General features: G+C 71.1%; 18 protein-coding genes. 8 read left to right on the top strand and 10 right to left on the bottom strand.

From position 1 onward, the window contains the following. Positions 1-6: 6 nt before the first annotated feature. From ACWCPF_RS00845 to ACWCPF_RS00810, 8 genes are read right to left on the bottom strand one after another with little or no spacing between them, the layout of a single operon-like run. Positions 7-2,001 carry an NADH-quinone oxidoreductase subunit 5 family protein gene (locus tag ACWCPF_RS00845; RefSeq protein ID WP_451042822.1) on the bottom strand — a complete coding sequence of 665 codons (1,995 nt, stop codon included), beginning with the start codon at positions 1,999-2,001 and terminating at the stop codon, positions 7-9. Continuing rightward, complete coding sequence (nuoK, locus tag ACWCPF_RS00840) at positions 1,998-2,399, bottom strand: NADH-quinone oxidoreductase subunit NuoK (protein ID WP_451042821.1); 402 nt, start codon at positions 2,397-2,399, stop codon at positions 1,998-2,000. Before nuoK ends, ACWCPF_RS00845 begins: the two co-directional genes overlap by 4 nt. Beyond that, complete coding sequence (locus ACWCPF_RS00835) at positions 2,399-3,112, bottom strand: NADH-quinone oxidoreductase subunit J family protein (protein ID WP_451042820.1); 714 nt, start codon at positions 3,110-3,112, stop codon at positions 2,399-2,401. The genes nuoK and ACWCPF_RS00835 overlap by 1 nt, the downstream gene beginning before the upstream one ends. After that, positions 3,109-3,681 (bottom strand): NuoI/complex I 23 kDa subunit family protein, encoded by a 573-nt coding sequence (locus tag ACWCPF_RS00830; protein ID WP_451042819.1) that lies wholly within the window; start codon positions 3,679-3,681, stop codon positions 3,109-3,111. The genes ACWCPF_RS00835 and ACWCPF_RS00830 overlap by 4 nt, the downstream gene beginning before the upstream one ends. A 2-nt stretch (positions 3,682-3,683) precedes the next feature. Next, the gene (locus ACWCPF_RS00825) at positions 3,684-4,652 is read right to left on the bottom strand and encodes a complex I subunit 1/NuoH family protein (RefSeq protein WP_451042818.1); all 969 of its coding nucleotides are present in this window, start codon (positions 4,650-4,652) and stop codon (positions 3,684-3,686) included. After that, positions 4,649-5,998, bottom strand: coding sequence for an NADH-quinone oxidoreductase subunit C (locus tag ACWCPF_RS00820; RefSeq protein ID WP_451042817.1), 1,350 nt, complete (start codon positions 5,996-5,998; stop codon positions 4,649-4,651). Before ACWCPF_RS00820 ends, ACWCPF_RS00825 begins: the two co-directional genes overlap by 4 nt. Continuing rightward, positions 5,995-6,603: an NADH-quinone oxidoreductase subunit B gene (locus ACWCPF_RS00815; RefSeq protein ID WP_451042816.1), complete on the bottom strand. Its 609-nt coding sequence runs from the start codon at positions 6,601-6,603 to the stop codon at positions 5,995-5,997. Before ACWCPF_RS00815 ends, ACWCPF_RS00820 begins: the two co-directional genes overlap by 4 nt. Beyond that, the gene (locus ACWCPF_RS00810) at positions 6,594-7,007 is read right to left on the bottom strand and encodes an NADH-quinone oxidoreductase subunit A (protein ID WP_451042815.1); all 414 of its coding nucleotides are present in this window, start codon (positions 7,005-7,007) and stop codon (positions 6,594-6,596) included. The genes ACWCPF_RS00815 and ACWCPF_RS00810 overlap by 10 nt, the downstream gene beginning before the upstream one ends. Positions 7,008-7,179: 172 nt before the next feature. Here ACWCPF_RS00810 and ACWCPF_RS00805 point away from each other — a divergent pair, with 172 nt between their 5' ends. From ACWCPF_RS00805 to ACWCPF_RS00785, 5 genes are all read left to right on the top strand, one after another. Further along, on the top strand, positions 7,180-8,385 hold the full coding sequence (locus tag ACWCPF_RS00805) for a sensor histidine kinase (RefSeq protein ID WP_451042814.1): 1,206 nt from the start codon (positions 7,180-7,182) through the stop codon (positions 8,383-8,385). 134 nt (positions 8,386-8,519) lie between these two features. Then, a complete protein-coding gene (locus ACWCPF_RS00800) occupies positions 8,520-9,914 on the top strand; it encodes a sensor histidine kinase (RefSeq protein ID WP_451042813.1) in 1,395 nt (464 codons plus the stop codon). Between the two features lie 197 nt (positions 9,915-10,111). Then, positions 10,112-10,783, top strand: a complete 672-nt coding sequence (locus ACWCPF_RS00795) for a LuxR C-terminal-related transcriptional regulator (protein ID WP_451042812.1) — start codon at positions 10,112-10,114, stop codon at positions 10,781-10,783. A 251-nt stretch (positions 10,784-11,034) separates the two neighbouring features. Next, entirely contained in the window at positions 11,035-12,984 is a 1,950-nt protein-coding gene (locus ACWCPF_RS00790) for a 2-oxoacid:acceptor oxidoreductase subunit alpha (protein WP_451042811.1), read from the top strand. After that, a complete protein-coding gene (locus tag ACWCPF_RS00785; protein ID WP_451042810.1) occupies positions 12,977-14,038 on the top strand; it encodes a 2-oxoacid:ferredoxin oxidoreductase subunit beta in 1,062 nt (353 codons plus the stop codon). The genes ACWCPF_RS00790 and ACWCPF_RS00785 overlap by 8 nt, the downstream gene beginning before the upstream one ends. Before the next feature lie 31 nt (positions 14,039-14,069). Here the strand turns inward: ACWCPF_RS00785 and ACWCPF_RS00780 are convergent, their stop codons facing one another. Beyond that, positions 14,070-14,423 (bottom strand): winged helix-turn-helix transcriptional regulator, encoded by a 354-nt coding sequence (locus ACWCPF_RS00780; RefSeq protein WP_451043106.1) that lies wholly within the window; start codon positions 14,421-14,423, stop codon positions 14,070-14,072. Positions 14,424-14,613: 190 nt separating this feature from the next. On the opposite strand from ACWCPF_RS00780, the gene ACWCPF_RS00775 reads away from it, so the two are divergent. From ACWCPF_RS00775 to ACWCPF_RS00765, 3 genes are all read left to right on the top strand, one after another. Further along, complete coding sequence (locus tag ACWCPF_RS00775; RefSeq protein WP_451042809.1) at positions 14,614-15,468, top strand: SDR family oxidoreductase; 855 nt, start codon at positions 14,614-14,616, stop codon at positions 15,466-15,468. A 158-nt stretch (positions 15,469-15,626) separates the two neighbouring features. Further along, positions 15,627-16,631 (top strand): EamA family transporter RarD, encoded by a 1,005-nt coding sequence (rarD, locus tag ACWCPF_RS00770; protein ID WP_451042808.1) that lies wholly within the window; start codon positions 15,627-15,629, stop codon positions 16,629-16,631. A gap of 179 nt (positions 16,632-16,810) precedes the next feature. Further along, positions 16,811-17,779 carry a M28 family metallopeptidase gene (locus ACWCPF_RS00765; protein ID WP_451042807.1) on the top strand — a complete coding sequence of 323 codons (969 nt, stop codon included), beginning with the start codon at positions 16,811-16,813 and terminating at the stop codon, positions 17,777-17,779. A 61-nt stretch (positions 17,780-17,840) separates the two neighbouring features. Here ACWCPF_RS00765 and ACWCPF_RS00760 read toward each other — a convergent pair whose 3' ends face one another. Then, positions 17,841-19,223, bottom strand: a complete 1,383-nt coding sequence (locus ACWCPF_RS00760) for a tetratricopeptide repeat protein (protein ID WP_451042806.1) — start codon at positions 19,221-19,223, stop codon at positions 17,841-17,843. Positions 19,224-19,301: the final 78 nt, after the last annotated feature.

Genomic DNA, 19,301 nt, shown 5'->3' with positions numbered 1-19,301 from the left:
GCCTGCTCACGCTCCCGAAGCGACGAGAAGGGCGGCGACCGCCAGGACGACGGTGCCGGCGAGCAGCGCGCTCACATAGGTCTGAAGGTTGCCGGTCTGGGCACGCCGTACGGCGGCTCCGAGCCAGCGGGGCAGCGCTCCCGCGCCGCGCACGTAGGTCTCGACGACCTCTCGGTCGAGGAACCGCACGAGGCTTGCGGCGGCCTGGACCGGGCGGACGAACAGCGCCTGGTAGACGGCGTCCAGGTGGAAGCCGGCGGCCGCATGGCGGTGCAACGGGCCGAGCAGGAGCCGCCCGGGGTCCGCCGGGTCCTGGGCCGAGGCCACATCTCCGTAGGCGGGCGCGTGCGTCGCGATGGCCTCGGCCTCGACCCGGGCCGCGTCGCCCTCCGGGTGGGCGGCGACCGCCCCGAGCGGCACGCGCGCGGCGAGCCCGGCGAGATGACGCCAGGCGGCGTACGTGAAGAGTCCGCCGGCCAGCGCCACGCCGGTGCCGAGGACCGAGGTGGTCAGGGTCGGCGCGAGGTCGCTGCCGTCGAACCAGTCGGGGAGCGTGCTGTAGGCGAACCCGCCGAGGGCGAGGGAGGGCACGGCCAGGACCCACAGCACCACGGTCATGGTCAGCGGCTGGCGGCCGTGGTCGGGGGCCTCGACACCCCGGCCGCGGAAGGTCAGCAGCCACAGACGGGTCGCGTAGGCGGCCGTGAGGAGGGCGGCGATCAGGCCGGCGACGAGGATGAGCCAGCCCGCCGCGCCGGGGGCGTGCTCGGTGTGGCCGGCGGTCACGTGCTCGGCGGCGCCGAGGACGGACTCCTTGGAGAAGAAGCCGCTGAACGGCGGGATCGCGGCGAGCGCGAGGAGCGCCACGGTCATCGTCCAGTAGGCGTCGGGGACACGGTCGCGCAGGTGGCTCATGCGGGACATGGCGGCCAGCGAGTTGGTGCCGGCGGCGTGGATGATCACGCCCGCCGCGAGGAACAGCAGTGCCTTGAACGCGCCGTGCGAGAGGAGGTGGAAGACGGCGGCCCCGCGGTCGCCGACGGCCAGGGCGCCGGTCATGTAGCCGAGCTGGCCGATCGTCGAGTAGGCGAGGACGCGCTTGATGTCGTCCTGGGCGAGCGCGGCCAGGCCCGAGCCGACCATCGTGACGGCGGCCATCGCGGCGAGGACGACCATCGCGGCCGCGGAGGCCTCGAAGACCGGGAGGAGGCGGGCGACGAAGTAGACGCCGGCGGCGACCATCGTCGCCGCATGGATCAGCGCGGAGACTGGCGTGGGGCCGGCCATGGCGTCGGGGAGCCAGGTGTGCAGCGGGAACTGCGCGGACTTGCCTGCCACACCCGCGAGGAGCAGCAGGGCGACGAGGGTCGGGTGGTCGAGTCCGCCGTGGGCGACGGTGGCGAGGACCTTCGTGATCCGGAAGGACCCGGCGTCGGTGGCGAGGGCGAACAGGCCGATGAGGAAGGGGACGTCGCCGAGTTTGGTGACGAGGAAGGCCTTGATGGAGGCGGCGCGGGCCTCCGGGGTCTCCCAGTAGTGGCCGACCAGGAAGTAGGAGCAGATGCCCATGACTTCCCAGCCGACCAGCAGCACGATCAGATCACCGGAGTAGACGACGAGGAACATCGCGGAGGTGAAGAGGGAGACGAGCGCGGCGTACGAGGGGTAGCGCGGGTCCTCGCGCAGATAGCCGGTCGAGTAGATCTGCACGCAGGTCGCGACGAGGCCGACCAGGACGGCGACGAGGGCGGCGAAGCCGTCGATGTAGAGGGCCAGTTCGATCGGGATCGAGCCGGTGGGGGTCAGTTCGGTGGCCGCGGTGACGGAGGCTTCTCCGCCCTGGCGTACGGCGACGATCGCGGCCAGGACGAGCGCGGCGAGGGTCGGCAGGACGGCGAGCGGCCGCACGTAGCCGGGGGCGGTGCGGCCGAGGAGCAGTCCGGCGGCCGCGCCCAGGAACGGGAGGAGGGGGACGAGGACGGCGAGGGTGGTCGTGGTCACGCGGTGGCCTCAGCCTTCTCGGCGGCCGTTCCGGTGGCGGCGGCGTCGCTGTCGGTGCCGTCGGTCGCGGGGCTCTCGTGGCCCTCGGCGGTGTCGCGGAGCCGGTCGATGTCCGCGGTGCCGCGATTGCGGTGGACGGCGAGGACGATCGCCAGGCCGATGCCGATCTCGGCGGCGGCGATGGCGATGGTGAACAGGGTCAGGGCCTGGCCGGAGTGCAGGGTCTCCACGGCGGCCTTGCTGAGCCAGACGTCGAAGGCGACCAGGTTGAGGTTGACGGCGTTGAGCATCAGCTCGACCGACATCAGGATCAGGATCGCGTTGCGGCGGGCGAGGACGCCGTACAGGCCGGTGCAGAAAAGGAGAGCGGAGAGGACGGCGGGATAGGCGAGGTGCATCAGCGGGTGCCTTCCTGCTCGGCCGGGTTCGTCCTGGCGTCCGGGGCGGACGACGAACTCCCGGAACTCCCGGAGCTAACGGAACTCCCGGAGCTCCCAGAAATTTCGGAACTCTCTGTGACCGATCGGGAACTCTTGGTGGCGGTCCGTGAGTTCAATGGGGGAGAGCTCGCCTCCGTCTTCGCCTTGCGGGACAGGACGATCGCGCCGACCAGGGCCGCGAGGAGAAGCACGGAGAGGGCCTCGAAGGGGAGGACCCAGTTCTGGAAGAGGCTCGCCCCGGTGACCTCGGTCGAGCCGGCGGCCGGGCCGTCCAGGTCGATCCAGGTGGCACGGAAGGCGTCGACGACCACCCAGATCAGGGCGGCGGCCGCGGCGACGGCGACCGTGAGCGCGGCCCAGCGGTTGCCGGAGTCCGCGTCGGGCGAGCGGCCGATGGGGGCCTTGGTGAGCATCAGACCGAAGAGGAGGAGCACGACGACGGAACCGACATAGATGAGGACCTGCACCCAGGCGATGAACTCGGCGGTGAGCAGGAGGTACTCGACGGCGAGACCGCCGAGGGCGACCACCAGCCACAGGGCCGCGTGCACCAGCTGCTTGGTGGTCACGGTGACGAGGGCGGCGCCGAAGGTGACCAGGCCGACGAGCAGGAACGCGATCTCGACGCCCGTCGGGGAGAGGAAGCCGTGCGCGGCCTCGGCGAGGATCACGACTCTCCTCCCTGCGGGTCGGTGGGCTCGGCCTGGGCGGCGGCCTGGGCGGCCGCCAGCTTCTCGGCGGTCTTGCGGGCGGCCGCGATCTCCTTCGGCTCCTCGGCGGCGGGGTCGAGGGCGGGCGGTGCCGGCACGGTCCACATCCACTCGCGGAGCTTGTCGCGTTCGTGGGTGAGCTCGTGGATGTCGGTCTCGGCGTACTCGAACTCCGGGGACCAGAACAGGGCGTCGAAAGGACAGACCTCGATGCAGATACCGCAGTACATGCACAGCGAGAAGTCGATGGCGAAGCGGTCGAGGACGTTGCGGCTGCGCTCGCGGCCACCGGGGGCGGCGGCCGGCACCGTCTCCTTGTGGGAGTCGATGTAGATGCACCAGTCGGGGCACTCACGGGCGCAGAGCATGCAGACCGTGCAGTTCTCCTCGAACAGACCGATGACGCCACGCGTGCGGGGCGGGAGATCGGGCTGGGCGTCCGGGTACTGCTCGGTGACGGTCTTCCGCGTCATCGTGCGCAGGGTGACGGCCAGGCCCTTGGCGAGGCCACTACCGGGAATGGGGGCCATGGTTACTGGATCACCACCTTGACGACGCCGGTGAGGGCGATCTGGGCGAGGGAGAGGGGGACGAGGAGAGTCCAGGACAGCTTCTGGAGCTGGTCCTCGCGCATCCGGGGGTAAGTGACGCGCAGCCAGATCACGACGAAGGCGAGGACGGCGGACTTGAGCAGGGTCCAGACCCAGCCGAGGCCGTCCGCGCCCCAGGGGCCGTGCCAGCCGCCCAGGAAGAGGACGGTGGTCAGGCCGCACAGGACGACGATTCCGGCGTACTCGGCAAGGAGGAAAAGAGCGAAGCGCAGGCCGGTGTACTCGGTGTACGCGCCGAAGATGATCTCCGAGTCGGCGACGGGCATGTCGAACGGGGGCCGCTGGAGTTCGGCGAGACCGGCGACGAAGAAGACGATCGCGCCGGTGATCTGCCAGGGCAGCCACCACCACTCGAAGGCGTCGACGATGCCCGGCAGGGAGACCGTGCCGGCCGCCATCGCCACCGAGGCGGCGGTGAGCAGCATCGGGAGTTCGTAGGCGAGGAGTTGAGCGGCGGTGCGCAGGCCGCCGAGAAGGGAGAACTTGTTGGCGCTGGCCCAGCCGGCCATCAGAGAGCCGAGTACGCCGACGCCCATCACGGCGAGCACGAAGAAGATGCCCGCGTCCACGACCTGACCGACGGCTCCCTCGCCCGGGCCGACGGGGATGGCGAGGACGACGAGCAGATACGGCAGGAGGGCCACGGCCGGCGCGAGCTGGAAGATACGGCGGTCCGCGCCCGCGGGGACGATGTCCTCCTTCTGCGCGAACTTCACGCCGTCCGCGATGAGCTGGGCCCAGCCGTGGAAGCCGCCCGCGTACATCGGGCCGAGGCGGCCCTGCATATGGGCCATCACCTTGTGCTCGGTCTGACCGACGATCAAGGGGAAGGTGAGGAAGACGACGAAGACGACCAGAAGTCGCAGGGCGACGTCGAGAGCGTCGTTCACTGCGGACCTCCTGCGGGGTCTTCGGGGGCGGGGTCGGGCTGACCCGGGGCAGGCTTACCCGAGGCGGGCTGACCAGAGGGCGGCTGCTCGGGCTCTTGCTGCTCGGGCTCGGGCTCCAGCTGCTCGGGCTCCGGCTGCTGCTGCGGTTCCGACTCCGGCGCCGGCTGCGACTTCTGCTCCGGCTCCGGCTGCTGCGTCTGCTCCGGCTGCTCCGGCTGGTCCGGGGTGTCGAATGCCGGGCGGGCGTGGTGCCATGGGGCGTCTGCACTGCGGGGGGCTGTGGAGGGGCGGGTGGGGGTGTCGGGGGATGCCGTCGGAGGTTGGGTGCGCTGGGAGGCCGAGCCCTGGGAGGCGCTGCGGGCGCGGCGCGGGCCTGCTGGGGGCTGCGGGGTCGGCTCGGTCGTCGCACCGGCCTCGCGTCCGGAGGCTCCCTCGGAACCCACAGCTCCAGTCGCTCCCGTCGGTCCCGTTGCTCCCGTCGCTCCCGTCGCTCCCGTTGAATCCGAGGGTGCCGTGGCCTGCGCGGACTCCGTGTTCTCTGCCCGTTGTCGCTGGGTCGCCGAGCCGGCGCTCGCGCTGCGGGCGCGGCGCGGGCCGGCCGGAGGCGAGGGCGTCGCGGCGGCACCGGATTCCGCGGCGGCCGGCGTCGCCGGCGGCGGGGTTTCTGTCGGTGGCTGGCTGGCGGAGCCCTCTGCTGTGGTGCGGGTGCGGCGGGGTGGGCGGTCGGCTGCGGCTCGGCCTGCTGCTGCTCGGGCCGGGCGGGTCGGGGCCGGGGGGAGTTGGCCCTTCAGGGGGCCCCATTCGTTGGGGTCGGGGACTCCTGGGGGGAGCATCTGGCGGCGCTTGGGGCCGCCGTGCTCGGACTCGCCGGGCTCCTTCGCGCCGGGCCAGGCCTTGGCGACGCGGGCTGCGAGGACGAAGTCCTTGCGCAGGGGGTGGCCTTCGAAGGTCTCCGGGAGAAGGAGGTGGTTCAGGCCGGGGTGGCCTTCGAAGGTGACGCCGAACATTTCGTGCGTCTCGCGTTCGTGCCAGGCCGCGCCGGCGTAGACGTCGACGGCGGAGGCGAGGGTGGGTGCCTCGTGCGGGATCGTCGTGCGCAGGAGGAGACGGCGGACCGGGGACAGGGCGACGACATGGGCGGAGACGCGGAAGCCGGTGCCGGGTTCGTCGACCGCGCTCAGCCAGTCGAAGTAGGTGCAGGAGAGGCGGTCGCGGGCGATGCGCAGGGCGTCGGTCCAGAGGGCCGGGGGGACGTCCACCGTCAGGACGTCGTACGACTCCTCGGCCGTGGCCTCGAGGCCGAAGAGTTCCTCGGCGGGGGCGGGGAGCCAGCCGATCGTGGTCATCGGGCTTCCTCCGCCGGGGACCCGGGGGCCGGGGGCCGCACCAGGCCGCTCTGGAGGGCCGCTGCCGACGGGCGGGGGGCGGGGGTGCCGTAGCGCTCGTCCAGGGACTCGCGGGCGATCTTCTCCTGGAGCTTGAGGATGCCCTGGAGCAGTGCTTCCGGGCGCGGCGGGCAGCCGGGCACGTACACGTCCACCGGGATGATCTGGTCGACGCCCTTGGTCACGGAGTACGAGTCCCAGTAGGGGCCGCCGCAGTTGCTGCACGCGCCGAAGGAGATGACGTACTTCGGCTCGGGCATCTGCTCGTACAGGCGCTTCACGGCCGGGGCCATCTTGTCCGTGACCGTGCCGGAGACGACCATCAGGTCGGCCTGGCGCGGACCCGGCGCGAAGGGGATGACACCGAGGCGGATGAAGTCGTGGCGGGCCATCGACGCGGCGATGAACTCGATCGCGCAGCAGGCGAGGCCGAAGTTGAAGACCCAGAGCGAGTAGCGGCGGCCCCAGTTCAGGATGACCTTCATCGGTTCGGGGGCGAGGCGGGCCAGGGTGCCCAGCCGCTGAGGCTCCGGGAGGAAAACTGGCTCCGACGGCGTCACGTCCATGTCAGGACGCCCTTCTTGTATGCGTACAGCAGGCCCACGGCCAGGAAGCCGAGGAAGATGAACATCTCTACGAGGGTGGCCGCGCCGTAGCCGGGGGCCGCGAAGACCGTCGCCCAGGGGAAGAGGAAGATCGAGTCGACCGCGAAGATCACGTACAGGAAGGCGTAGACGTAGTAGCGGACCTGGGTGTGGGCCCAGCCCTCGCCGACCGGGTCCACTCCGCACTCGTAGGTCAGCAGCTTCTCCGGGGTGGGGACCACCGGGCGCAGCAGGCGTCCCGCGCCGAACGCGACGGCGACGAACAGCACGCCGAGGACGGCGAGCAGTCCGACGACGGAGTAGGACTCGAAGTAGTCCGCCGCGAAGTGGTGGTCGGCCGCGACATCGACGGTCGGTTCCCGCACGTCCGTCCCTCGCTCCCCTTCGACGATCTGTACGCACGGGAAGTCTAGGCCCTGATAAAGGGACGGTAAGCAGCCCGTCAGAGGTCGGGATGCGGGACGGGGGTTTTCCCCCGGTCGAGGAAGGCAGCAGACCTCATGGCGCGCCACCTCGCGGCGCGGCAGGCTAGCCCATATGACCGCTTCAGCCAGCCACTCGGCCGCCCCCGGCGACGATCGTCCGCCGCCGGCCCGCTTCGCCTACGACCGGCAGACCTGGAAGGAGATCGCTCATCTTCTGATGAATCTGCCGATGTCGTTGATCGGGTTCACCTATGTGATGACCGTGATCGTCACGGGGGCCGCGCTGACCGTCACCGTGGTCGGGTTTCCGTTGCTCGCGCTCGGGCTGGCCGGATCGCGTCTGCTGGGCCGGTTCGAGCGGGCGCGGGCACGCCGGCTGCTGGGGGTGCGCATCGACGAGCCGAGCCCGTTGCCGCTGCGCAGGGCGGGCGGCCTGTTCGCGCGGATGTGGCTGGCGCTGAAGGACCCGGTGGCGTGGCGGGCGGTGCTGTACGACCTCGTCCGGCTGCCCTGGGGGGTGCTGACGTTCGGTGTGGTGGTGCCGTCGCTGTTCGTGCTGTGGCCGGTGCTGCCGTTCCTGGCGCGCGGGCTGGCCAACGCGGACCGGGCGATGGTGCGCGGGCTGCTGTCCCCTTCTGACGAGTTGGAGCGGCGGATCGCGGAGCTGGAGTCGGACCGCGGGATCGTGGTCGACACGGCCGCCGCCGACCTGCGGCGCATCGAGCGCGATCTGCACGACGGCGCGCAGGCCCGGCTGGTGAACCTGGCCATGGGGCTGGGCCTGGCGAAGGAGAAGCTGCTGGAGGGGCAGGCCGACGACGTCGTGGCGGCGATGGTGGAAGAGGCGCACGGCGAGGTGAAGCTGGCGCTGCAGGAGCTGCGGGACCTGGCGCGCGGGATCCACCCTGCCGTCCTGACCGACCGGGGGCTGGACGCGGCGCTGTCCTCGGTGGCCACCCGCTGCACGGTGCCGGTGAAGGTGACCGCCGATCTGACGTCCAGACCGGCGCAGGCCATCGAGGGCATCGCCTATTTCACGGTCTCGGAGCTGCTGCAGAACATCAGCAAGCACAGCGGGGCCCGGTCGGCGTCGGTCGATGTGTGGCGGACGGACGACCGGCTGCTCATCCAGGTCTGGGACGACGGCCGCGGCGGCGCTCGGATCGACGGCGGGACGGGCATGCGGGGGCTCTCGGAGCGGCTGGACGCGGTCGACGGGCTGTTCGTCGTGGAGTCGCCGGTGGGCGGTCCGACGACGGTGACCGCGGAACTGCCCTGGCGGGACCGGGGGCAGGACCGGGGACGGGACCGGGGGTAGGGAAAACCCCCCTTCCAGGACGCCGACGGACTCCATGGTCCCCGTGCCCGCCGCCGAGGAGGGTGGAAGGCACGGATCGACAGCTGCGCGAGTCGTGACGAGACGAGTAGCGACGAGTAGGACGGACGACGCCGATGGCCACGCAGTACGGGCAATCCGACCGGTACGACCGGTACGAGACGTACGAGAAGTACGACGAGTACGGCGGCTCTGAGGAGAAGCGCGAGCGCCGGCCGCTGCTGCCGGCGGGGCTGCGGGAGCCGCTCACCGCGCGTCACCTGGGTGAGTTCGTGTACGTCCTGCTCGGTCTGCCGATCGGCGTCGTCCTGTTCACCTTCGCGGTCACCATGCTGTCGCTGGGGGCGGGGCTGCTGGTGACGTTCCTCGGCATCCCGGTGCTGGCGGCGGGGCTCGCCGCGTGCCGGGGCTTCGGGGCGATGGAGCGGGCCCGGGCGCGCGGGCTGCTCGGCCTGGACGTGGCCGCCCCCGAGCCGCTGCGGCCGCGCGGCAGCGGTGCGATGGCCTGGATGGGGGCCGTTCTCAAGAGCGGCACGTCGTGGCGGAGCGTGCTGTACGCGGTGCTGCAGTTCCCGTGGGCGGTGTTCTCGTTCGGCGTCGCGGTCACCGTGTGGACGTGCGGCTGGGCCATGCTGACGTATCCGCTGTGGTTCTGGCTCTTCCCGATGTACGGCGGTCAGGGCGGGCTGCAGCTGTACGGCGACGAGCAGCACAGCGTCTATCTCGACAATCCTTTCGAGATCACCGTGACGGCGCTGGTGGGGCTGCTGATCACGCTGGCCACGCCGTGGATCGTGCGGGCGCTGACGACGGTGGACCGGCTGCTGGTGCACGGGCTGCTCGGGCCGTCGTCGCTGGGCGCGCGGGTGGTGGAGCTGGAGTCGGACCGCGGGGTCGTGGTGGACACGGCGGCCGCCGATCTGCGGCGCATCGAGCGCGATCTGCACGACGGCGCGCAGGCCCGGCTGGTGAACCTGGCCATGGATCTGGGGCTGGCGAAGGAGAAGCTGCGGGAGGATCCGCAGGCGGCGGCGCGGATGGTCGGCGAGGCGCACGGCGAGGTGAAGACGGCGCTGCAGGAGCTGCGGGACCTGGCGCGCGGGATCCATCCGGCCGTCCTGACCGACCGGGGGCTGGACGCGGCGCTGTCCTCGGTGGCGTCGCGGTGCACGGTGCCGGTGCGGGTGGACGTGGATCTGGTGGAGCGTCCGGCTCCGGCGATCGAGGGGATCGCGTACTTCACCGTCTCGGAGCTGCTGCAGAACATCAGCAAGCACAGCCGGGCCCGGTCGGCGTCGGTCGATGTGTGGCGGGTGGAGAACCGGCTGCTGCTGCAGGTGGTGGACGACGGTGTCGGCGGGGCCGATGCCTCCGCCGGGGAGTCCTCGGGGCTGGCCGGGCTCGCCGGGCGGCTGGACGCGGTGGACGGGATTCTCGTCGTCGACTCGCCGGTGGGCGGGCCGACGCGGATCACCGCGGAGCTGCCCTGGCGGGGCAGCGACCGAATCTGAGCGTCCGCCCCCCACCCACCCGTCCGCCCCCGCCCACCCGTCCGCCCGGTTGCCTCCTCTTCGCGCCGTCTTCCCGCTTCTTCCCGCCTTCCTGACCCTCGACCCGCCCGATGCCGGGTGCAGACCAGCCAGATGCTGGAATGCTTGACTCGTTGACTGGTTCGACCAACGGGTGGACGGCTGGGGGGCCGAGGATCGTGGAGGACAGGGTGCGGGTGGTCATCGCCGAGGATTCGGTGCTGTTGCGGGAGGGACTGACCCGGTTGCTGACGGACCGGGGGCACGAGGTCGTCGCGGGAGTGGGGGACGCGGAGGCGCTGGTCAAGACCATCACCGAGCTCGACGACGAGGGTGCGCTGCCCGACGTCGTCGTCGCGGACGTGCGGATGCCGCCCACCCATACGGACGAAGGGGTGCGGGCCGCCGTGCAGCTGCGCAGGGCGCATCCGGGGCTCGGGGTGCTGGTGCTGTCGCAGTATGTGGAGGAGAGGTACGCCACCGAACTGTTGGCCGGTTCCAGCCGCGGGGTCGGGTATCTGCTCAAGGATCGCGTGGCCGAGGTGCGGGAGTTCGTGGACGCCGTGGTGCGGGTCGCCCAGGGCGGCACGGCCCTCGATCCGGAGGTCGTCGCGCAGCTGCTCGGGCGGAGCCGGAAGCAGGATGTGCTGGCGGGGCTCACGCCACGGGAGCGGGAGGTCCTGGGGCTGATGGCCGAGGGGCGGACGAACTCGGCGGTCGCCCGGCAGCTGGTCGTCAGCGACGGGGCGGTGGAGAAGCACGTCAGCAACATCTTCCTGAAGCTCGGACTGTCACCCAGTGACGGGGATCACCGTCGCGTTCTCGCGGTCCTCACCTACCTCAATTCCTGACGGGATGGCACTGTGCCAGGCGTCAGGTCGTCGACAGGCGTCGCCACTCTCGTGGGCGGCGGCCGGTGCGTCTGCCGGGGCGGCATGGTGGGACGGGAAATCATGACAAGTCCGGGTGCCGGGCCGTCTCGGAGGCAGTGACGTCTTGCGAACGGCCGAGGGAAGGCGACCCTTACAGACGTAGGGTTGATCCGGGAGGGCCGTGGGGAAGGCCGTTCCCGGGACAGCCGCCTCGAAGGAGGTCAAGTTCAGTGACCAGTCAGGTCAGCAGCGCAGCGGAACAGGCCGGGCAGGACGAGCAGGCCGACGGAACCGTAGTGGGAGAACAGCGCAAACCGGGCGGTGCGACGAAGGACGTACGTCGTCTCGACCGGGTGATCATCAGGTTCGCGGGGGACTCGGGTGACGGTATGCAGCTCACCGGTGACCGTTTCACCTCGGAGACGGCGTCGTTCGGCAACGATCTGTCCACCCTGCCGAACTTTCCCGCCGAGATCCGTGCGCCTGCCGGAACCCTGCCCGGCGTCTCCTCGTTCCAGCTGCACTTCGCCGACCACGACATCCTGACGCCGGGTGATGCGCCGAATGTGCTGGTCGCGATGAACCCGGCGGCGCTGAAGGCGAACATCGCCGATGTGCCGCGCGGCGCGGAGATCATCGTCAACACGGACGAATTCACGAAACGCGCGATGCAGAAGGTGGGGTACGCGGCCTCGCCGCTGGAGGACGGTTCCCTCGACGGTTACCAGCTCCATCCGGTCCCGCTGACCACCCTGACCGTCGAGGCTCTCAAAGATTTCGACCTCACCCGCAAAGAGGCCGAGCGCAGCAAGAACATGTTCGCGCTCGGCCTCTTGTCGTGGATGTACCACCGGCCGACCGAGGGCACCGAGAAGTTCCTGAAGTCGAAGTTCGCGCGGAAGCCGGACATCGCGGCCGCCAACATCGCGGCCTTCCGGGCGGGCTGGAACTTCGGCGAGACGACCGAGGACTTCGCCGTCTCCTACGAGGTGGCGCCGGCGTCGAAGGCGTTCCCCGTCGGCACGTACCGGAACATCACCGGGAACCTGGCGCTGGCGTACGGGCTGGTCGCCGCGTCCCGGCAGGCGGATCTGCCGCTGTTCCTGGGCTCGTACCCGATCACGCCGGCCTCGGACATCCTGCACGAGCTGAGCCGGCACAAGAACTTCGGTGTGCGCACCTTCCAGGCGGAGGACGAGATCGCCGGCATCGGGGCGGCGCTGGGCGCGGCCTTCGGCGGCTCACTGGCGGTGACCACGACGAGCGGCCCCGGGGTGGCGCTCAAGTCGGAGACCATCGGGCTGGCGGTCTCGCTGGAGCTGCCGCTGCTGGTGATCGACATCCAGCGCGGCGGGCCGTCTACCGGGCTGCCGACCAAGACCGAGCAGGCCGATCTGCTGCAGGCGATGTTCGGGCGCAACGGCGAGGCCCCGGTGCCGATCGTGGCCGCCCGCACGCCCGCCGACTGCTTCGACGCGGCGCTGGAGGCGGCCCGGATCGCCCTCACCTACCGCACCCCCGTGATGCTGCTCTCCGACGGCTATCTGGCCAGCGGCTCCGAGCCCTGGCGGATCCCGGAGGTCGCGGAGCTGCCCGACCTGACCGTGCAGTTCGCCCAGGGCCCCAACCACACCCTGGACGACGGGAGCGAGGTGTTCTGGCCGTACAAACGCGACCCGCAGACCCTCGCCCGGCCGTGGGCGGTCCCGGGCACGCCGGGCCTCGAACACCGCATCGGCGGGATCGAGAAGGAGGACGGGACGGGGAACATCTCCTACGCCCCGGCCAACCACGACTTCATGGTCCGCACCCGGCAGGCCAAGATCGACGGCATCGACGTGCCCGACCTCGTGGTGGACGACCCGCACGGGGCGAGCACGCTGGTCCTGGGCTGGGGCTCCACCTACGGGCCCATCACCGCGGCGGTACGGCGGCTGCGGACGGCGGGAGAGGCCATCGCGCAGGCCCATCTGCGGCACCTCAACCCCTTCCCGCGCAACCTCGGCACGGTGCTGGGGAGCTACGACAAGGTCGTCGTCCCCGAGATGAACCTCGGCCAGCTCGCCACCCTCGTCCGGGCGAAGTACCTGGTCGACGCCCACTCCTACAACCAGGTCAACGGCATGCCGTTCAAGGCGGAACAGCTCGCCGCAGCGCTCAAGGAGGCCATCGATGACTGACCCCACGAACGGTCTGCTGCAGCTCGTCCCCAAGGCCGAGGCCAAGCAGTCCATGAAGGACTTCAAGTCCGATCAGGAAGTGCGCTGGTGCCCCGGCTGCGGTGACTACGCGATCCTGGCGGCCGTCCAGAGCTTCATGCCGGAGCTGGGGCTGGCCAAGGAGAACATCGTCTTCGTCTCGGGCATCGGCTGCTCCTCGCGCTTCCCCTACTACATGAACACCTACGGCATGCACTCCATCCACGGGCGCGCGCCGGCGATCGCGACCGGGCTGGCCGCCTCCCGGCGGGACCTGAGCGTGTGGGTGGTGACCGGGGACGGCGACGCGCTCTCCATCGGCGGCAACCACCTCATCCACGCCCTGCGGCGCAATGTCAACCTGAAGATCCTGTTGTTCAACAACCGTATCTACGGACTGACCAAGGGCCAGTACTCCCCCACCTCCGAGGTCGGCAAGATCACCAAGTCGACGCCGATGGGGTCGCTGGACGCGCCGTTCAACCCCGTCTCGCTGGCCCTCGGGGCCGAGGCCTCGTTCGTGGCGCGGACCATCGACTCCGACCGCAAGCATCTGACGGAAGTGCTGCGCCAGGCCGCCGCCCACCCCGGTACGGCGCTGATCGAGATCTACCAGAACTGCAACATCTTCAACGACGGCGCGTTCGAGGCCCTGAAGGACCGGCACTCGGCCGAGGAGGCGTTGATCCGTCTGGAGCACGGACAGCCGATCCGCTTCGGGGCGGACGGCGCGCGCGGCGTCGTCCGCGACCGGCGGACGGGGGATCTACAGGTCGTCACGGTGACCGCCGAGAACGAGGCGGACATCCTGGTCCACGACGCGCACGCGGAATCGCCGACGACCGCGTTCGCGCTGTCCCGGCTCGCCGATCCGGACACCCTGCACCACACGCCGATCGGCGTGCTGCGCTCGGTCCGGCGGCCGGTCTACGACACCCAGTTGGCCGAGCAGCTCGACGCGGCCGTCGAACAGCACGGCAAGGGCGATCTCGCCGCGCTGCTGGCGGGCGGGGACACCTGGACGGTCGTCGGCTGAGACGGTCGGCGGGGCGAGGATCCTCTGCGGTTCACGAGGCCCGGGACTGGATTCCCCGGGCCTCGTCGTATGCCTGGCGGGCCTTCTCCACGTCGGGCAGGCGGGTGTACGTCCAGCCGGCCAGTCCTCGCACCTGCTCCGCGGCCTCGCGGCCGAGGTCGGTGAGCGAGTAGTCGACGCGCGGCGGGATCACCGGCTTGGCGTCGCGGTGGACCAGGCCGTCGCGCTCCAGGGTCTGCAGGGTCTGGGTCAGCATCTTCTCGCTGACCTGCCCGATCGCCCTGCGCAGTTCGCTGAAGCGGTGCGGGCGGCCGAGCAGATGGATCAGGACGAGGACGCCCCAGCGGCTCGTCACGTGTTCCAGGACGAGGCGGGACGGGCACATCACGTCGACGACCGGTGGCGCGACCGCCGCCGTGGCTTCCGTGGATGTGGTGGCTGCCGCGGCTACCGTGGTGGTGTCTTCGCTTACCGACATGCCAGTACCTTACTTCAAAGTGGGTACTTTCGGTGAGTTAGTGCCGCCCGTAGGGTTAGTACCAGACCCGCTGACCCCCACTAGGAGTTCCAGAGCCATGAGCATCGTCGTCACCGGAGCCACCGGACACCTCGGCCGTCACGTCGTGGAGCAGTTGCTGGAGAAGGTTCCGGCGGAACAGATCACGGCCGTCGTACGCGACGAGGCCAAGGCCGCCGACTTCGCGGCCAAGGGCGTGAAGATCGCCGTCGCGGACTACAACGCCCCCGAGACCTTCGACGGCGTGCTCGCGGCCGGCGACAAGGTGCTGCTGATCTCGGGCAACGAGTTCGACAAGGGCCGCCCGGCGCAGCACCAGGTCGTCATCGACGCCGCGAAGGCGGCCGGGGTCGCGCTGCTCGCGTACACCAGTGCGCCGGGCTCGCTGACCGCGGCGCTGGCCGACGACCACCGCGCCACCGAGCAGGCGCTGACCGCCTCGGGCGTGCCGTACGCGCTGCTGCGCAACGGCTGGTACCACGAGAACTACACCGAGCAGCTCGCCCCGGTGCTGGAGCACAATGCGGTCGTGTCCGCCGCCGGCGAGGGCCGCCTCTCCTCCGCCTCCCGCGCGGACTACGCGGCCGCCGCCGTCGCCGTGCTGACCGGCGAGGGCCACGAGAACAAGACGTACGAACTGGGCGGCGACGAGGCGTGGGGCTTCGCCGAGTACGCGGCCGAGCTGAGCCGGCAGACCGGCAAGGAGATCGTCTACAACGCCGTTCCGGCCGAGGCGCTCATCGGCATCCTGACCGGCGCGGGCCTGCCCGAGCACTTCGCCGTGATCCTGGCCGGCGTGGACGCGTCCATCGCGAAGGGCGAGCTGGTCGTGTCGAGCGGTGACCTGTCCCGGCTCGCGGGCCGCCCGACCACCCCGCTGGCCGAGGCGATCACGGCGGCGCTGAAGGCCTGACGGACCGAAGCACTGGAGGGCTGAAAGGCCCCCGTGACGGGCCTTGTTCCACCCCGCCCCTGTCTGTCATGACCGTATAGCGATACGGACATGACAGGCAGGGGCGCTCGGCGTTACCGTCGTCCACGCATGCCTGACGGTGAAGAGGGAGGGGCCCCATGGCCGGGACGTCGAGGAGTGAAGGCCGGACGGGCCTGCTGAACGGCATCGCGGCGTACGGGATGTGGGGCCTGGTACCCCTCTACTGGCCCCTGCTGAAGCCGGCCGGCGCGACCGAGATCCTCGCCCACCGCATGGTGTGGTCCCTCGCCTTCGTCGCCGTCGCGCTGTTCGTCGTACGGCGCTGGGCGTGGGCCGGTGAGCTGCTGCGGCAGCCGCGCCGGCTCGGTCTGATAGTGATCGCCGCGGCCCTCATCACCGTGAACTGGGGCGTCTACATCTGGGCCGTGAACAGCGGCCATGTCATCGAGGCGTCGCTCGGCTACTTCATCAACCCGCTGGTCACCATCGCGATGGGCGTGCTGATCCTCAAGGAGCGGCTGCGGCCCGTGCAGTGGGCGGCGGTCGGCGTGGGCTTCGGCGCGGTGCTGGTCCTGACCGTCGCCTACGGCCGCCCGCCATGGATCTCGCTCTGTCTCGCCTTGTCCTTCGCCACCTACGGGCTGGTGAAGAAGAAGGTCAACCTCGGCGGGGTCGAGTCGCTGACCGCCGAGACCGCCGTCCAGTTCCTGCCCGCGCTGGGCTATCTGCTGTGGCTGTCCGCGCACGGCGACGCCACGTTCACGACCGAGGGCCTCGGACACGCGGCCCTGCTCGCCTCCACTGGCATCGTCACCGCGCTCCCCCTCGTCTGCTTCGGCGCGGCGGCGATCCGCGTGCCGCTGTCCACGCTGGGCCTGCTGCAGTACATGACCCCGGTGTTCCAGTTCCTGCTCGGCGTCGTCTACTTCGGCGAGGCCATGCCGGCCGAGCGCTGGGCCGGGTTCGCGCTGGTGTGGCTGGCGCTGGTGCTGCTCACGGGGGATGCGTGGCGCTCCGCTCGGCGGCCGAAGGGGGTTGGGGCGCTGGAGCCGGTGGGGACAGCGAGGAAGGCTGAGCCTGTGGGGACGGCGGGGACGGTTCCGGTCGCGGCCTCGACGCCGCCCGCCGCGGTGGACGTGTGACCTCGGTGGCTCCGGATTCCTTGTTGTCCGGAGTCCCGTCCGAATCTGTCCGGAATGTGAACCCCGTGTCCTGATAGCGCTCTTGACGTGGCGTCAGTGACGAGTTCACCATCCTGGAACCCCATTCACTGTGGAGTCCCTGTGATCCGGAGACTCCCGAGGAATTCGGAGCCCCCCACATGCAGTCACCCAAGCTCCCCGGACTCGCCAAGCGTCCCGTTTCCGGGCGTACGGCGGCCGTCGGCATCGTTTCGCTTGTCATGCTCCTGACTGGCGGATCGATAGCGGGCGCGGCCCCCGCGCCGCTGGCCGCCGCCCCCGACGTCCCGCTGGCCAACGTCAAGGCCCATCTGACCCAGCTGCAGTCCATCGCCACCGCCAACGGCGGCAACCGCGCCCACGGCCGGACCGGCTACAAGGCCTCGCTCGACTATGTGAAGGCCAAGCTGGACGCCGCCGGGTTCACCACGACCATCCAGCAGTTCACCTCGTCCGGCCGCGTCGGCTACAACCTGATCGCCGACTGGCCCGGCGGCGACGCCAACCAGGTGGTCATGGCCGGATCGCACCTCGACAGCGTCACGTCGGGGGCCGGAATCAACGACAACGGCTCCGGCTCGGCCGCCGTGCTGGAGACGGCGCTGGCCGTGGCCCGGGCCGGCTACGTCCCCACCAAGCATCTGCGATTCGCCTGGTGGGGCGCGGAGGAACTGGGCCTGGTCGGGTCCAGGTACTACGTCAACAACCTGTCCGCCGCGAACCGCGCCCGCATCAGCGGCTACCTCAACCTCGACATGGTCGGCTCGCCGAACCCCGGCTACTTCGTCTACGACGACGCCCCGGCCATCGAGCAGACCTTCAAGGACTACTTCGCCGGCCTCGGCGTCCCGACGGAGATCGAGACCGAGGGCGACGGCCGCTCCGACCACGCCCCCTTCAAGAACGTGGGCGTGCCCGTGGGCGGCCTGTTCAGCGGGGCCGACTACATCAAGACGGCGGCGCAGGCGGCCAAGTGGGGCGGCACGGCCGGGCTGGCCTTCGACCGCTGCTACCACTCCTCCTGCGACACCACCGCCAACATCAACGACACCGCCCTGGACCGCAACGCGGACGCGCTCGCCTACGCGATCTGGAACCTGTCCGCCTGACCGCCCAGGCGGACAGGCGGTGAGGCAGTCAGGCGGCCAGGCGTGATGGCGGACACGGCTGCTACGCGCCTGCCTTGCGGGCGCGTTCCGCCAGGCGGAGCATGCGCGCGCGGGCCGACTCCAGCTGCTCGACGTCGTCGGCGGCCGGGCCGTCCTCGGTGCTGAGCTCCGTCCACAGGCCGAGGAGCTCGGTCCCCAGGTTCAGCCCCTGCAGGGGGTCCCGTACGGCACGCCAGGCCGCCGCCGCGCTCTGGACGTTGCCGTACGCGGCCTCCGCGTCCCGGGCCCGGCGGCGGATGCGGGCCAGGTCGAGGGAGCTGTGGAAGGCGCGCAGCGGGTCGCCTGCCAGGTAGGCGATGTACGCGGTGAGTTCGCGTAGCCGGAGCACTTCGGGGTGCTCCGGCCCGAGCGTCCCGGACGCGTCCAGCACGGTCCGCTCCGCGAGACCGGCCGCGACGTCTATCCGGCCCGCCCGCACGGCCTCGTTGATCTGCGCCACCGGTTCCCCGAGGAGCGTGGCGACGCCGCTGTCGCCGTGCAGCGCACGGGGATCGTCCCCCAGCACCGCCTCCGCGACGGCGTCGAAGCCGCGGGCGGGGGTGTGCTTGAGGTCGATGTCGGCGGCGGAGACCGAGTCGGAGACGACCTCGTCGGGGACGAAGGGGGTGGGAGCGGAGGGGGCAGGGGCCGAGGCGGGGGTCGGGAGTGGAAGTGGCAGTGGGATCGGGGTTGAGATGGGGGTCGAGGTAGGGGTGGTGTCCGGGTTCGGGCGCTCGTCCATCTGCGGGGGCGGGCCGAACACGCCCGTCGGAGCGCTGACCGTGCCGAGGGCCGGGACGGCGTCCCGGGGTTCCGGCTTCACCTCCGGCTCCGGCTCCGGCTCCGGCACCGCGCGCAGCGGGAACGTCGGGGCCGTGTCGCGCACCGGCTCGGACGTCGGGCGCAGGAAGTGCGTGGGCTTGTCGTCCCGCGGGTGGGACGGCGGCTGTTCGTCGTCGAGCGGCGCGGGGGTTTCCGCGACGGGAACGGGAACGGGCGCGGGGACGGGGATGGGCGCAGGCGCGAGGACGGGCGCGGGCTCCTCCCGTACCGCTGCCGCTGCCGCCGTCGCTGCCGTCGCCGCCGTCGCTGCCACCGCCGGTGTGCGCAGGGGCTCCCCCGTGAAGTGGCTGGAGCCGTCCGGCTCCACGCGCAGGGGGACGACGTAACCGATGCGTTCGTCGTGGACCGTGGCGAGGACCGGGTGGCCGGTGGCGAGCGCGATGCGGTGGAGGTGGCTCAGGACGGCGCGCTGGATCTCCTCACCGTCGACCGTCGTGACCGGTACGCCGCCTATCGTCGCCGTCCCACCCCCGCGGACATGGACATCGAGCGGGGCGACCACGGCGGCCGGGCGGCCGGGGTGCTGCTGTTCCCGCTTCTTCTCGCGGCTGAGTCGAGACATCGGTTCCTCACTCGGATGCGTCGTCACGATCCGGTCGTCCAGGTACGCGTGCGTGACACGTACTGTTGAGTCTCTCCG

It is taken from the genome of Streptomyces sp. NPDC001858 (genome assembly GCF_053594615.1).
Note: the sequence above shows the minus strand (reverse complement) of the source record. Positions and strands in the feature narration are given on the sequence as shown.